The 12,515-nt window shown below is 71.7% G+C and carries 13 protein-coding genes; 10 read left to right on the top strand and 3 right to left on the bottom strand.

The window, feature by feature from the left end:
• Positions 1-29 precede the first annotated feature (29 nt).
• Entirely contained in the window at positions 30-737 is a 708-nt protein-coding gene (locus ACFWXC_RS38525; protein ID WP_384486352.1) for a TetR/AcrR family transcriptional regulator, read from the top strand.
• Positions 738-753: 16 nt separating this feature from the next.
• Here ACFWXC_RS38525 and ACFWXC_RS38520 read toward each other — a convergent pair whose 3' ends face one another.
• From ACFWXC_RS38520 to hmgA, 3 genes are read right to left on the bottom strand one after another with little or no spacing between them, the layout of a single operon-like run.
• Positions 754-1,905 (bottom strand): type ISP restriction/modification enzyme, encoded by a 1,152-nt coding sequence (locus tag ACFWXC_RS38520; RefSeq protein WP_384486350.1) that lies wholly within the window; start codon positions 1,903-1,905, stop codon positions 754-756.
• Positions 1,906-1,917: 12 nt separating this feature from the next.
• Positions 1,918-2,667 carry a GntR family transcriptional regulator gene (locus ACFWXC_RS38515; protein ID WP_384486348.1) on the bottom strand — a complete coding sequence of 250 codons (750 nt, stop codon included), beginning with the start codon at positions 2,665-2,667 and terminating at the stop codon, positions 1,918-1,920.
• A 26-nt stretch (positions 2,668-2,693) separates the two neighbouring features.
• Complete coding sequence (hmgA, locus tag ACFWXC_RS38510; RefSeq protein WP_384486346.1) at positions 2,694-4,049, bottom strand: homogentisate 1,2-dioxygenase; 1,356 nt, start codon at positions 4,047-4,049, stop codon at positions 2,694-2,696.
• A 157-nt stretch (positions 4,050-4,206) separates the two neighbouring features.
• Here hmgA and ACFWXC_RS38505 point away from each other — a divergent pair, with 157 nt between their 5' ends.
• From ACFWXC_RS38505 to ACFWXC_RS38465, 9 genes are all read left to right on the top strand, one after another.
• Complete coding sequence (locus ACFWXC_RS38505) at positions 4,207-4,842, top strand: hypothetical protein (protein ID WP_384486344.1); 636 nt, start codon at positions 4,207-4,209, stop codon at positions 4,840-4,842.
• 64 nt (positions 4,843-4,906) lie between these two features.
• Positions 4,907-5,524, top strand: coding sequence for a TetR family transcriptional regulator (locus tag ACFWXC_RS38500; protein ID WP_384486342.1), 618 nt, complete (start codon positions 4,907-4,909; stop codon positions 5,522-5,524).
• 183 nt (positions 5,525-5,707) lie between these two features.
• Positions 5,708-7,174: a CitMHS family transporter gene (locus ACFWXC_RS38495; protein ID WP_384486340.1), complete on the top strand. Its 1,467-nt coding sequence runs from the start codon at positions 5,708-5,710 to the stop codon at positions 7,172-7,174.
• A 23-nt stretch (positions 7,175-7,197) separates the two neighbouring features.
• Positions 7,198-8,442 carry an MFS transporter gene (locus ACFWXC_RS38490; RefSeq protein WP_384486338.1) on the top strand — a complete coding sequence of 415 codons (1,245 nt, stop codon included), beginning with the start codon at positions 7,198-7,200 and terminating at the stop codon, positions 8,440-8,442.
• A 101-nt stretch (positions 8,443-8,543) separates the two neighbouring features.
• Positions 8,544-9,314, top strand: coding sequence for a hypothetical protein (locus tag ACFWXC_RS38485; RefSeq protein WP_384486336.1), 771 nt, complete (start codon positions 8,544-8,546; stop codon positions 9,312-9,314).
• Entirely contained in the window at positions 9,301-9,954 is a 654-nt protein-coding gene (locus ACFWXC_RS38480; protein ID WP_384486334.1) for a class F sortase, read from the top strand. The genes ACFWXC_RS38485 and ACFWXC_RS38480 overlap by 14 nt, the downstream gene beginning before the upstream one ends.
• A 206-nt stretch (positions 9,955-10,160) precedes the next feature.
• Positions 10,161-10,613: a DUF3574 domain-containing protein gene (locus tag ACFWXC_RS38475; protein WP_384486332.1), complete on the top strand. Its 453-nt coding sequence runs from the start codon at positions 10,161-10,163 to the stop codon at positions 10,611-10,613.
• A 103-nt stretch (positions 10,614-10,716) separates the two neighbouring features.
• A complete protein-coding gene (locus ACFWXC_RS38470; RefSeq protein WP_384486330.1) occupies positions 10,717-12,105 on the top strand; it encodes an aldehyde dehydrogenase family protein in 1,389 nt (462 codons plus the stop codon).
• A gap of 13 nt (positions 12,106-12,118) precedes the next feature.
• The coding region (locus ACFWXC_RS38465) for an alcohol dehydrogenase catalytic domain-containing protein (RefSeq protein ID WP_384486328.1) at positions 12,119-12,515 on the top strand (397 nt) is incomplete at its 3' end.

Here is a 12,515-nt window from a genome sequence, read left to right as displayed (position 1 = left end):
AACTAGCATGGTGGGCGAGGTGATGACCGATGTCAGTCCGAGGGGCCGAACCCGAGGTGATCTGGGCCCGCCCCGAACGGGCGGGGCGCGGGCCGAGGCCCGCGTTCACGCGCGCCGACGTCGCGGCGGCCGCGGTGCGGATCGCCGACGCGGAGGGGCTGGACGCCGTGTCGATGCGGCATGTGGCGGCCGCGTTGGGGTGCGGGACGATGTCCCTGTACAACTACGTCCCCCGCAAGGAGGACCTGTACGAGCTGATGGTTGACGCGGTCGGCGCGGAGCACGAGCTGTGGGAGCCGGCGGGGGACTGGCGGGCCGACATGGTGCGGGTCGCCGAGCAGACGCGGGCGTTGATGTACCGACATCCCTGGATGCCCCGTCTCATGTCACCGGTCTATGGGTTCAGCCCCCATGCGCTGCGGTACCTGGAGCACTGCCTGGCCTGCCTGGATCCGCTGGACGCTCCGTACGGGACGAAGCTGGAGATGATCGCCATGGTGAACGGTGTGGTGACCACCTATGTGCGGAACGAACTCGACACGGCCGAGCGGGCTCGGAGTCTGCCGTGGTCGGAGGAGCAGGAGAACGCGGTGCGGATCGCCTATCTCGGAGGGCAGATCGCCTCGGGGGCGTATCCGCGGATGGCCGCGGCGTTCGCGGAGGATCCGGGGCCGATCGATCTGGAGGGGGTTTTCCGGCGGGCGCTGGACAGGGTCTTGGACGGGTTCGCCTCCTAGTCCCCGAAGCGGTCGGTCACAGCAGCGTCAGCTGACCCGCCGGGCCTTCTTCCGTGTGTTCCAGGATCGACGCCGGTTTGCGGGACGTCTCCGGTGGAGGGAGTACGCCCGCTGTCGTCAGGTCCGTTGCCGTGATCGGCGACGTGATCTCCAACCCGGTCCGCTGGGCGCGTACATCCGCCAACAGGGTCAGGACCGTGATCAGCTCCAGCAGATCAGACGTCCATGACTGGGGCCAGGTCCGCGGCACGATCGCCGCGAGAGTCCCCGGTTGTGCCGGGGCCGTCCGTGCCGCGAACCATGCCTCCAGGATCTTCACCTCACCCATCGCGAACTCCCACGCCTCCGGTGGCACCGGGGAGATGCGGCCCTCGTCGATGTGCAGGGCCTCCTCCTCGGGGTCGTAGCGGATCGTGAGCGGGCGGGAGGGGAGGGGGGCCCGGACGTAGGGGCGGCGGCCGCCCGGGAGCTTCGGGCGGCCGCCGTCGCGCCGGAGCAGCCACAGGGCCCGGTGACCCAACTCCACGCCCTCGGCCCACAGCCCGGGGTCCTCGGTGAGCGGGACCGTGTGGTCCGGGCGGATCGCCGCCAGGGTCCAGGCCAGGACGTCCGGCGGGGTGAGAGCGCGGTCCAGGCGGTCGGCCAGGTGCCTCAACAGGCCCGGAGCCAGGTTCGGTTCCGTGCCGCCGGGGCGGCGGTAGAGAGGGCGGACGCGGCCGGTGCGCAGGGTGGGGAGGAGGGAGGTCGCCAGCAACGGCAGGCCCTCCGCCGACTCCACCGCGAAGATCTGCTGCTCGTCCGCCGTCCGCCACAACTCCGGGCGGGCCGTGTCGATCAGGCGGTGGTCGGGGATCAGCCACTGCTCGTCGAAGGGGGCCGAGAGCACCCGGACCGGGTCCGGGCACGGGGACGAGGCCTGCTCCAGCGGCTCCGTGCCGGTGGGCCGGCCCGGGAGCTGCGCCACCGCCGAGTGGACCGTCCGGGCGCGCGTCGGTTCGAACAGGGTCTCGCGGTCGGCGCCCTCGGCCTTGAGGAGGGCGTCCCAGCGGGCTTTGAGGGTCGCCGGGTCGGGGGCCGTCGGCCACCCCCGGCCGAGCCGGAGTGGTGCGACGGACCACGGCATGAGGTCCGCCAGCAGCGGAGCGTCGTCGTGCGTCACGCCCGGCATCGTACGACGAGTTCAGGTGGCGTCGAGGGTGACCGTGAAGGAGAAACGGTCGCCCCGGTAGTGGATGACCGCCAGGTCCAGGACCCGGCCGGCGGTGTCGTAGGTGACTCCCGTGTAGTGCAGGATCGGGCTCAGGAGGGGGACCTGGAGCAGCCGGGCCGTCTCCGGGTCGGCCAGCCGCGCCTCGACCGTGTCCGTGATACGGCTGATGTCGGCGCCGACCACATCGCGGAGCACCTTGGTCATGGGCCGGCGGGCCAGGTCCTCCGGGTCGATGCGCTCGGCCAGTTCGGGGCGGACGTGGTTGCGGGCGTGGTTGGTCGGCTCGCCCGTCTGTTCGTCACTGCGCAGGCGGTGGTACGTCGCCACCTCGTCGAGGTCCGGGAAGTACTCGGCGAGTTCGCCCGTCACGGGTGCCGTGCCGTGGTCCAGCAGCTCGGCGGTCATGCCGGACTGCTGGGCCACGATCGCGTCCACCGAGCCGAGCAACCGTACCGGTGTGCCCCGCCGGACGTCCGGCTCGATGAAGGTGCCGCGGCGGCGGTGCCGGCTGATCAGGCCCTCGTCCTCCAGCTCCTTCAGCGCCTGCCGCATGGTCAGCACACTCACGCCGTAGTGCTCCGCCAGCTGTTCCTCGGTGGGCAGCCGGAGCGGGTCCCGGGGCGAGCGGCCGAGTATCGAGGCGCGCAGCGACTGCGACACCTGATACCAGAGCGGCAGCTTTCGGTTCAGGACGATCGAGTCCGGGGCGAAGGAGGTCACGGGTCATCCGTACCGGTAGGGGATCTTCAGTGCAAGGGCCGGAAGTGGCGCTCCAGGCCCTGCCACACGTCGTCGTAGCGCTGTTGCAGATGCTCGGCGGTCGCCGCCTGCGGGGTCAGCGTCACCGGCCAGCGGGTCTCGAACATGAAGGCGAGGCCGTCGTCGATCTTCTGCGGACGCAGCTCGGCCGTGCTCGCCCGGTCGAACGTCTCCCGGTCCGGGCCGTGCGCCGACATCATGTTGTGCAGGGAACCGCCGCCCGGCACGAAGCCCTCCGCCTTCGCGTCGTAGGCGCCCTCGACCAGGCCCATGTACTCGCTCATCACGTTCCGGTGGAAGTACGGCGGCCGGAAGGTGTTCTCGCCCACCAGCCAGCGCGGGGCGAAGACCACGAAGTCGACGCCCGCCAGGCCGGGAGTGTCCGACGGGGACGTCAGCACCGTGAAGATCGACGGATCGGGGTGGTCGTACGAGATGCTGCCGATCACATTGAATCGGCGGAGATCGTAGAGGTACGGCACATGTGTGCCGTGCCAGGCGACCACATCCAGTGGGGAGTGGTCATATGTGGCGGTCCACAGGTGGCCGCAGAACTTGTTGACCACCTCCACCGGGCCCTCCACGTCCTCGTAGGCGGCCACGGGGGCCTGGAAGTCCCGGGCGTTGGCGAGGCCGTTGGCGCCGATCGGGCCCAGGTCGGGCAGGCGGAAGGGCGAGCCGTAGTTCTCGCACACATAACCCCGGGCCGTGGCCTCCAGCAGGTCCACACGGAAGCGGACCCCACGGGGGATCAGCGCCACATGTCCCGGCTCCACATGCAGCAGGCCGAACTCCGTGCGCAGCAGCAGTCCGCCGTGCTCCGGGACGATCAGCAGCTCGCCGTCCGCGTCGGAGAAGACCCGCTCCATCGAGGAGTCGGCGTGGTACAGGTGCACGGCCATACCGGTGCGCTGGGTGGCGTCGCCGTTGCCGCCGAGGGTCCACAGGCCCGCGAGGAAGTCCGTACCGGGCGCCGGCTCCGGCAGCGGGTTCCAGCGCAGCCGGTTCGGGTCCGGGGCGACGTCCGTGAAGGGGCCGGTGCGCAGCGCCCCGTCGCCGGCGGCCCGGGTGAACGCCGGGTGGGCGGCCGAGGGGCGGATCCGGTACAGCCAGGAGCGGCGGTTGTGGGCCCGCGGCTCGGTGAAGGCCGTACCGCTGAGCTGCTCCGCGTACAGCCCGAGGGGGGTGCGCTGCGGGGAGTTGCGGCCCTCGGGCAGGGCGCCCGGTACCGCCTCCGAGGAGTGCTCGTTGCCGAACCCCGAGAGATACGTCAGTCCCTCGGCGGTCTTCCGCGCTTCCTCACGCTCGAACACCCTCGCGCGGGAGGTGTCCCCGTCGCTCATGATCGCTCCCTGGGCCGGTGAGTCCCTGATTCCTATGTATCACCGTAGGATTGAGTGGGGGTGGGTGCAAGAGGACCGGGATCATCCCAGCGAGGTATGGCGAGAACCCGACTTCAGGGGGATCCGGTCTCCGGCGCGCTGTTCTACGCTCCCGGGCATGTCGTGGACGCGTGGACTGCCGGGCGCGCTCGCGGTCTGCGTGCTGCTGCTGGTCGCGGCGGCGGGGTGCGGGACCGGGGAGGCGCACGAGCAGCGGGAGACGGGGTCGCCCTCACCGGTGGGCAAGATCCTCGACGACACGGACGAGGGCGGACGCCACTACCGGGAGATCGACAAGAAGCAGGCGCCCGAGGTGGGCACGGTGGTCACGCCCGACCGCGCCGGAGGCTGGGACGTACGGCTCGACGTGCACCGCTTCCGCTTCTCCCGGGCCGGCACCGCGGCCCGCGCGGTCGCCGGGCACGGCCTCGCCTACCTCTTCGTGGACGGCGACCTGGTGACCCGGCTGCGCACTCCCGCCTACCACCTCCCCGCCCGGCTCGTCCCGCACGGTACCCACCACATCACCGCCCGGCTCTACGCGGACGACGGCACGGTGTGGGCCGTACACGGCAAACCGGTCGAGAGCACGGCGGACGTCACGGCGTCGGGTGCGGAGACGGCGAAGGCGACCCCGACGGCCACGCCGGCACCGCCGCTCACGCCGGCCTCGACGGCCGGTGTCCCGGCGACAGGCGCTTCCCCCGTGCGCACGGATGCCGTGACCGGCGACGGCGGCACACCGCCCGGATGAGTGCATGGACCATCCGTCTCCGTACTGGGGGGCGAGGTTCACCTGATCCCTGCGGAAAGGCATCATGAAGCCCGTGCCCCCAGCGCCCTCGCTTCGCAAAGCTCCCGTCCAGCGCCGCAGTGCGGAACGGCTGACCAGGATTCTCGACGCCTGCGCCGACCTCCTCGACGAGGTGGGCTACGAGGAGCTGAGCACCCGGGCCGTCGCGGTGCGCGCCGGGGTGCCCATCGGCTCGGTCTACCGCTTCTTCGGCAACAAGCGGCAGATGGCCGACGCCCTCGCCCAGCGCAACCTGGAGCGCTACACCGAGCGGGTCGCCGAGCGGCTGAAGGACGCGCCGAAGAGCGACTGGCGGGCGGCGATGGACGCGGTGCTGGACGAGTACCTGGCCATGAAGCGCACCGCCCCCGGCTTCTCGCTCGTGGACTTCGGCAACCAGATCCCGGTCGGCGCCCGCCACGCCGAACCCAACCGCAGGGTCGCCGACCGCCTGACCGACCTGCTCTCCGACTACATCGGCCGCGCCCCGGACGAGGCCCTGCGCCGCACGTTCCTGGTGGCCGTGGAGACCGCCGACACTCTGGTCCACCTGTCCTTCCGGATGGATCCAGAGGGAGACGAGACGATCATCGCGGAGACCCGGGAGCTGCTGCGGGCCTACCTGGCGCGGGTCCTGGACTGAGTCCAAGTCCACCGCCGATGGAGCGCCCCTGGGCGTCACCACAGCCGCCGCACCCTCGTGACCTGGAGTTTTGCGCTTATTGCTCGCGTGTCAACGTCTTGTTAACGACGTTTGACGGGACCTAACGTCATCGAACCGCCGGCCCTGGTGGGAGTTCAAGGGCGAACGTTAGGTATTCCACTCATGCTGACCATCCTCGGCTTCACCATGATCGCGACCTTCCTGGTCCTGATCATGCTGAAGAAGATGTCGCCGATCGCGGCGCTCGTGCTGATCCCCGCGCTGTTCTGCGTGTTCGTCGGCAAGGGCGCCAAGCTCGGCGACTACGTCATCGACGGCGTCACCAGCCTCGCGCCCACCGCGGCGATGCTCATGTTCGCGATCGTCTACTTCGGTGTGATGATCGACGTCGGCCTCTTCGACCCGATCGTCAAGGGGATCCTGAAGTTCTGCAAGGCCGACCCGCTGCGGATCGTCGTCGGTACGGCCCTGCTCGCCGCGATCGTCTCCCTCGACGGCGACGGCTCCACCACCTTCATGATCACCGTCTCGGCGATGTACCCGCTGTACAAGCGCCTGAAGATGAGCCTGGTCGTGATGACCGGTGTGGCCGCGATGGCCAACGGCGTGATGAACACGCTGCCCTGGGGCGGACCGACGGCACGCGCGGCGACCGCGCTGAAGCTCGACGCCAGCGACATCTTCGTCCCGATGATCCCCGCGCTCGCCGCCGGTCTGGCCTTCGTGATCGCCCTCGCCTACGTCCTCGGCCGCCGCGAGCGCAAGCGGCTCGGCGTGCTGACGCTGGAGGAGGCGCTGGTCGAGGAGAAGGAGAGGGAAACGGAGACCGTACTGGTCGGTGTGGGTGCGGGTGCGGGTGCGGCTGCGGGCGCCGGCTCGGGCAAGTCCGCGGTGCGCGACGGCGGCACCGTAGCCGGCACCGGAACCGTAGCCGGCGCCGGAGCCGGAACCGGTGCCGAGGCGGACCGGCCGGAGGAGGACGACGGCTTCCAGGGCCTCGACCCGCACCGCGAGACCCTGCGCCCCAAGCTGTACTGGTTCAACGCGCTGCTCACGGTCGTCCTGCTCACGTCCATGATCATGGAGTGGCTGCCGATCCCGGTCCTGTTCCTGCTCGGCGCGGCACTGGCGCTGACCGTCAACTTCCCGCAGATGCCCGCCCAGCGGGCCCGCCTCGCCGCCCACGCCGAGAACGTCCTCAACGTCTCCGGCATGGTCTTCGCCGCCGCCGTCTTCACCGGCGTCCTCCAGGGCACCGGCATGGTCGACCACATGGCCACCTGGCTCGTCGGCAACATCCCCGACGGCATGGGCCCGCACATGGCCCTCGTCACCGGCGTGCTCAGCATCCCGCTCACGTACTTCATGTCGAACGACGGCTTCTACTTCGGCATCCTCCCGGTCCTCGCCGAAGCCGGCCAGGCCCATGGAGTCTCCTCCCTGGAGATCGCCCGCGCCTCGATCGTCGGCCAACCGCTCCACATGTCCAGCCCGTTGGTGCCCGCCGTCTACGTCCTCGTCGGCATGGCCAAGGTCGAGTTCGGCGACCACACCCGCTTCGTCGTCAAGTGGGCCGCGCTGACATCCCTGGTCGTGCTGGGGGCAGGAATCCTGTTCGGAATCATCTGACCGATCCGTTGGAGGACTTCGCCATGGCGCCCGGCAGGAACCGCGGCTGGCTGCTCCGTCTCGTCATCGCCTTCGGCTTCGCGCAGGGCGCGGTGTCGATGGCCCGGCCCGCCGTCTCCTACCGGGCCCTCGCGCTCGGCGCCGACGAACGGGCCGTCGGTGTCATCGCGGGGGTCTACGCCCTGCTCCCGCTCTTCGCCGCCGTACCGCTCGGCCGCCGCACCGACCACGGCCGCTGCGCACCCCTGCTGCCGGTCGGCGTGGTGCTGATATCGGGCGGCTGTGCGCTCAGCGGCCTCGCGAACTCCCTCTGGACGATGGCCCTGTGGAGCGGGGTGATGGGTCTCGGTCACCTCTGCTTCGTGATCGGCGCGCAGTCGCTGGTGGCCCGCCAGTCGGCCCCGCACGAACAGGACCGCAACTTCGGCCACTTCACCATCGGCGCGTCGCTGGGCCAGCTGATCGGCCCGATCGCCGCGGGTGCGCTGATCGGCGGCCCCGACATGGCGGGCAGCAGCGCGCTCGCCCTCGTGGTGGCGGGTGCGGGGGCGGCGGTCGCGTTCAGTTCGCTGTGGCGCATCGAGGACCGTACGGCGGTGACGTCCCGTCCCGGGCAGGGCGACCGCGTCCCGGTGGGCGGCATCCTGCGCGCCCGGGGCGTCCCGGCGGGCATGCTGGTCAGCCTCTCGGTCCTGTCCGCGACCGACATCCTCACCGCGTACCTCCCGGTGGTCGGCGAGCACCGGGGCATCGCACCGGCGGTGATCGGCGTCCTGCTCAGTGTCCGGGCGGGGGCGACGATCGCCTGCCGGCTGGTCCTCACGCCGTTGCTGCGACTGCTCGGCCGGCCGGTGCTGCTGACGGTGACGTGCTTCCTGGCGGCCGTGCTGTGCGCGGGGATCGCGCTGCCGGTGCCGGTGTGGGCGCTGGCCCTGATGCTCGCCGCGCTCGGCTTCTGTCTGGGGGTCGGGCAGCCGCTGTCGATGACGACGGTCGTCCAGGCCGCACCCGAGGGCGCCCGGTCCACGGCGCTCGCCCTGCGGCTGACCGGCAACCGGCTGGGCCAGGTGGCCGCACCGGCCGGGGCGGGGCTGGTGGCGGGGGCGGCCGGGGTGGCTGCGCCGTTCGTGATGCTGGGCGCGTTGTTGCTGGTCTCGGCGGGGGTGGCGGTGCGCTCGCCGAGGTCGGTGGGGCGGCCCGAGGGCGCTGGTCAGGTGCCGCGGACGCGGCGCAAGGACCCGGCGTTGCGCCGCACGAGCGATATCTGACGGCGCGTCGAATGTTGATACCGCGGGCCGTGGTGTGCATGGGTGACAGTCCAGACGAAAGGTCGATTTGTATGAAAATCGTCTAACTCGGAGGAGCTTGCATGCCCACGCTCACACTTCCACGCACCGCCGGACCCCGTGCGGGCGCAACCGTCGTCCTCACCGCCCTCGCCGCGGCGGGCGCGTCGTGGGTGGCGGCGCCGAACGCGGCGGCCGTAGGGGAGAACGGCGACATCAGGATCCACCGGGTGGGCGTGCCCTTCGGCGTGTCGAAGGACGACCCGGTGGTCTGCAGGTTCTATCTCGACGCCGTCAACTTCGACGTCCTCCCCGGTATCGCCTACACCATCACGCCACAGCCCCCGCTGCCCACCGCCGCCACCGTCGCCGGCACCATCCAGCTCGCCGGAGGTGCCGGTCACACCGACCCGCTGGGGCTGGCGGACGGGCAGTACAAGCTCTCGTGGACCGTGTCCGGCGCGTTGAAGGAGAAGGTCTTCCGGCTCAACTGCCATGACGGCAAGCAGGACGGGGCGCAGGGCCAGAGCGGTCCGAACGGGCAGAACGACCAGAACGGCCACAACGAGCAGGGCGGTCCCAACGGGCAGGGCGGTCCGAACGACCAGAGCGGTCCGAACGGGCAGGGCGGTCCGAACGGGCAGATCGAGGACAACCAGCGTAGTGACGCGGGCTGGGGGCAGGGCGACGACCACAGCGGCCCGCAGGGTGGTGTGCACGCGGGCGGCGGCGGCCTCGCCGACACGGCGGCCACGTTCTCGCCCGTGGCCGCGGCCACGGCCGTGGGCCTGGTCGCGGCCAGCGGCGTGGTGTACGTCCGGCTGATCCGCCGTCGGCCCCATGGCGCCGCGTAGGCGCAGACGCAGGCCCTGGTACCGGACCCGCGCCTACCGCCTCGCCAGGACGGCCCTGCTGGCGATCATCCTGGTGACAGTGGTCCGGTGCGGGGGTCCCGGCGGGTCGGACGCCTCGGCGGCCGCCGGCGCGGGCCGGGACGGGTCCGACAGGGCCCGGCCCGGGCCCCCGCCCCGCCCGCTGCCCCGGTCCCGGCCGACGTCGATGCGCATCCCGTTCCTGGGCGTCGACGCCCCGGTCATCGGGCTCCGGCTCGACCGGGCACGGCAGTTGGAGACACCGCCGGTCGACGACCCGAAGCTGATCGGCTGGTTCCAGGGCGGCGCCACGCCGGGCGAGTCCGGCCTCGCGGTCGCCGTCGGCCACCGTGACACCAGGACGGGGCCCGCTGTCTTCGCGGCGCTCGCCCAGGTGAAGCCCGGCAAGCACATCGAGGCCGGGCGCGCGGACGGCCGTACCGCCGTGTACACCGTGGACCGGGTGAAGGTCTATGACAAGGCCGGTTTCCCGAGCGATGAGGTGTACGGCCGGACCCGGCGTCCCGAACTCCGCGTCATCACCTGCGGTGGCCTCTTCAGCCGGAAGACGGGCTACACCAGCAACGTGGTGGTCTTCGCCCACCTGACCGCGACGGAGTGACCGGGCGGTGCGGGCGGTTGCCCGCACCGCCGCGGCCCCCCGGCCGCATGTGGTCCGCTGCGCCGTCGTGGCCGGTCGCGCCCGCGCGGCGGAGCCGCATATCGGTGCAGCCCCGCGCCCCTCACCGGCTGCTGCTGTTCGACCTGGACGAGTGAACCCGGTGGGAATCGGCGACTTGGGCGGGGCGGAACCCGTAGGAAGGGGGCATGCACACTCATTCTCTTCGTAATCGGTCGGCCCTGGCGCTGGCCGGGGTTCTGCTCGCCGGTACCCCTGCCGCGTACACCGCGTTGGCCGACAGCCGGTCGGCCGCCGTGCCGACGCGCGGAAAGGCCTACGTCGAGACCCGGCTGTTCTTCGGTACCGCGCGGCCGGACGGCGGACCCGCCGTCACCGACCGGCAGTTCACGGCCTTCGTCGACAAGGAGGTCACCCCCGACTTCCCCGACGGGCTCACCGTGCAGAGCGGGCGCGGGCAGTGGCGGGACGCGCACGGCACGATCGAGAAGGAGCGGTCGTACGAGCTGATCCTGCTGTATCCGGAGTCGGTGGCGAAGGGCGGCGACCGGAAGATCGAGGAGATCCGGCGGGCCTACGAGAAGGCCTTCGCGCAGGAGAGCGTGGGACGGGTGGACGAACACGCCCAGGTCGACTTCTGACGGTCCTGCCCTGCACGTGTCTCCGGCGCCGATCTCTGGCGCCGAAAAACTATCGCCGCTAGTTTGTGAGACCGGAGATCCAGCCCCGCCGGGAGGAAGCAGCATGAAGGCACACGACGGCCTGTACATCGACGGTGCCTGGCGCGCCGCCGAGAGCCAGGACGTGATCGAGGTCGTGAACCCGGTCGACGAGCAGGTCATCGGCCGGGTCCCGGCGGGCGGCGCGCTGGACGTCGACACCGCCGTACGCGCCGCCCGTGCCGCCCTCCCGGCCTGGGCCGCCACCCCGCCCGCCGAGCGGGCCGCCCGGCTCGGCGCGCTCCGCGACGCGCTGGCGGCCCGCAAGGACGAGATCGCCGAGACGGTCACCGCGGAGCTGGGCTCGCCGCCGCAGTTCTCGCAGGCCGTGCACGCGGGGGTGCCGATCGCGGTCGCCGGCTCGTACGCCGAACTGGCCGCGACCCATCCCTTCGAGGAGAAGGTCGGCAACTCGACCGTCCACCAGGAGCCGGTCGGCGTGGTCGGTGCGATCACGCCCTGGAACTACCCGCTGCACCAGATCGTCGCCAAGGTCGCCCCGGCGTTCGCCGCCGGCTGCACGGTCGTACTCAAACCCGCCGAGAACACCCCGCTGACCGCCCAGCTGTTCGCGGAGGCGGTGGCCGAGGCGGGCTTCCCGGCCGGTGTCTTCAACCTGGTCACCGGCCTGGGGCCGGTCGCCGGGCAGGCCCTCGCCGAGCACCCCGGGGTCGACCTGGTCTCCTTCACCGGCTCCACGGCCGTCGGCAGGCAGATCGGCGCGGTGGCCGGAGCGGCCGTGAAGAAGGTGGCCCTCGAACTGGGCGGCAAGTCCGCCAACGTCATCCTGCCGAGCGCCGATCTAGCCAAGGCCGTCAACGTCGGGGTGGCCAACGTGATGTCCAACTCCGGGCAGACGTGCAGCGCCTGGACGCGGATGCTGGTGCACACCGACCAGTACGCGCAGGCGGTGGAGCTGGCGGCGGCCGCCGCCGCCAAGTACGGCGAACGGATCGGACCGGTCGTCAGCGCCAAGCAGCAGGCACGGGTGCGGAGTTACATCGAGAAGGGCATCGAGGAGGGCGCCCGGCTGGTCGCCGGCGGGCCCGAGTCCCCGCGCGAGCAGGGCTACTTCGTCAGCCCGACCGTGTTCGCCGACGTCACCCCCGAGATGACGATCGCGCAGGAGGAGATCTTCGGCCCGGTGCTGTCGATCCTGCGGTACGCGGACGAGGAGGACGCGCTCCGGATCGCCAACGGCACGGTCTACGGCCTCGCGGGCGCCGTCTGGGCCGGGGACGAGGCGGAGGCGGTGGCCTTCGCCCGGCGCATGGAGACCGGGCAGGTCGACATCAACGGCGGCCGCTTCAACCCCCTGGCGCCGTTCGGCGGCTACAAGCAGTCGGGCGTCGGGCGGGAACTCGGCGCCCACGGCCTCGCCGAGTACCTCCAGACCAAGTCCCTTCAGTTCTGAGGAGGTCGCTCTGATGGCTGCCACAGTCCGAGCCGCCGTACTGCCCGCCGTGGGCGCCCCGCTCGCGGTCACCGAGATCGAGCTCCCGGACCCCGGCCCCGGCCAGGTCCGGATCCGGCTCGCCGCCGCCGGTGTCTGCCACTCCGACCTCTCCCTGTCCGACGGCACCATGCGGGTGCCGGTCCCGGCGGTCCTCGGCCACGAGGGGGCGGGCACGGTGGTCGCCGTGGGGGAGGGCGTCACCCGGCTGTCACCCGGTGACCCGGTCGTCCTCAACTGGGCGCCCTCCTGCGGAAGGTGCCATGCCTGCTCCCTCGGCGAGGTCTGGCTGTGCGCCGACGCGCTGGCCGGCGCCGCCGACGTCTACGCCCGCACCGCGGACGGCACCGACCTGCACCCCGGCCTGAACG

The organism is Streptomyces sp. NPDC058683, assembly GCF_042716195.1.
Taxonomy (GTDB): Bacteria; Actinomycetota; Actinomycetes; order Streptomycetales; family Streptomycetaceae; genus Streptomyces.
Note: the sequence above shows the minus strand (reverse complement) of the source record. Positions and strands in the feature narration are given on the sequence as shown.

What these genes read in the sequence shown, in the direction of transcription:
- ACFWXC_RS38525 (WP_384486352.1), top strand. Translation starts at nt 30, where the DNA reads ATGTCAGTCCGAGGGGCCGAACCCGAGGTGATCTGGGCCCGCCCCGAA.
- ACFWXC_RS38520 (WP_384486350.1), bottom strand. Translation starts at nt 1,905, where the DNA reads ATGCCGGGCGTGACGCACGACGACGCTCCGCTGCTGGCGGACCTCATG.
- hmgA (WP_384486346.1), bottom strand. Translation starts at nt 4,049, where the DNA reads ATGAGCGACGGGGACACCTCCCGCGCGAGGGTGTTCGAGCGTGAGGAA.
- ACFWXC_RS38505 (WP_384486344.1), top strand. Translation starts at nt 4,207, where the DNA reads ATGTCGTGGACGCGTGGACTGCCGGGCGCGCTCGCGGTCTGCGTGCTG.
- ACFWXC_RS38500 (WP_384486342.1), top strand. Translation starts at nt 4,907, where the DNA reads ATGAAGCCCGTGCCCCCAGCGCCCTCGCTTCGCAAAGCTCCCGTCCAG.
- ACFWXC_RS38495 (WP_384486340.1), top strand. Translation starts at nt 5,708, where the DNA reads ATGCTGACCATCCTCGGCTTCACCATGATCGCGACCTTCCTGGTCCTG.
- ACFWXC_RS38490 (WP_384486338.1), top strand. Translation starts at nt 7,198, where the DNA reads ATGGCGCCCGGCAGGAACCGCGGCTGGCTGCTCCGTCTCGTCATCGCC.
- ACFWXC_RS38485 (WP_384486336.1), top strand. Translation starts at nt 8,544, where the DNA reads ATGCCCACGCTCACACTTCCACGCACCGCCGGACCCCGTGCGGGCGCA.
- ACFWXC_RS38480 (WP_384486334.1), top strand. Translation starts at nt 9,301, where the DNA reads ATGGCGCCGCGTAGGCGCAGACGCAGGCCCTGGTACCGGACCCGCGCC.
- ACFWXC_RS38475 (WP_384486332.1), top strand. Translation starts at nt 10,161, where the DNA reads ATGCACACTCATTCTCTTCGTAATCGGTCGGCCCTGGCGCTGGCCGGG.
- ACFWXC_RS38470 (WP_384486330.1), top strand. Translation starts at nt 10,717, where the DNA reads ATGAAGGCACACGACGGCCTGTACATCGACGGTGCCTGGCGCGCCGCC.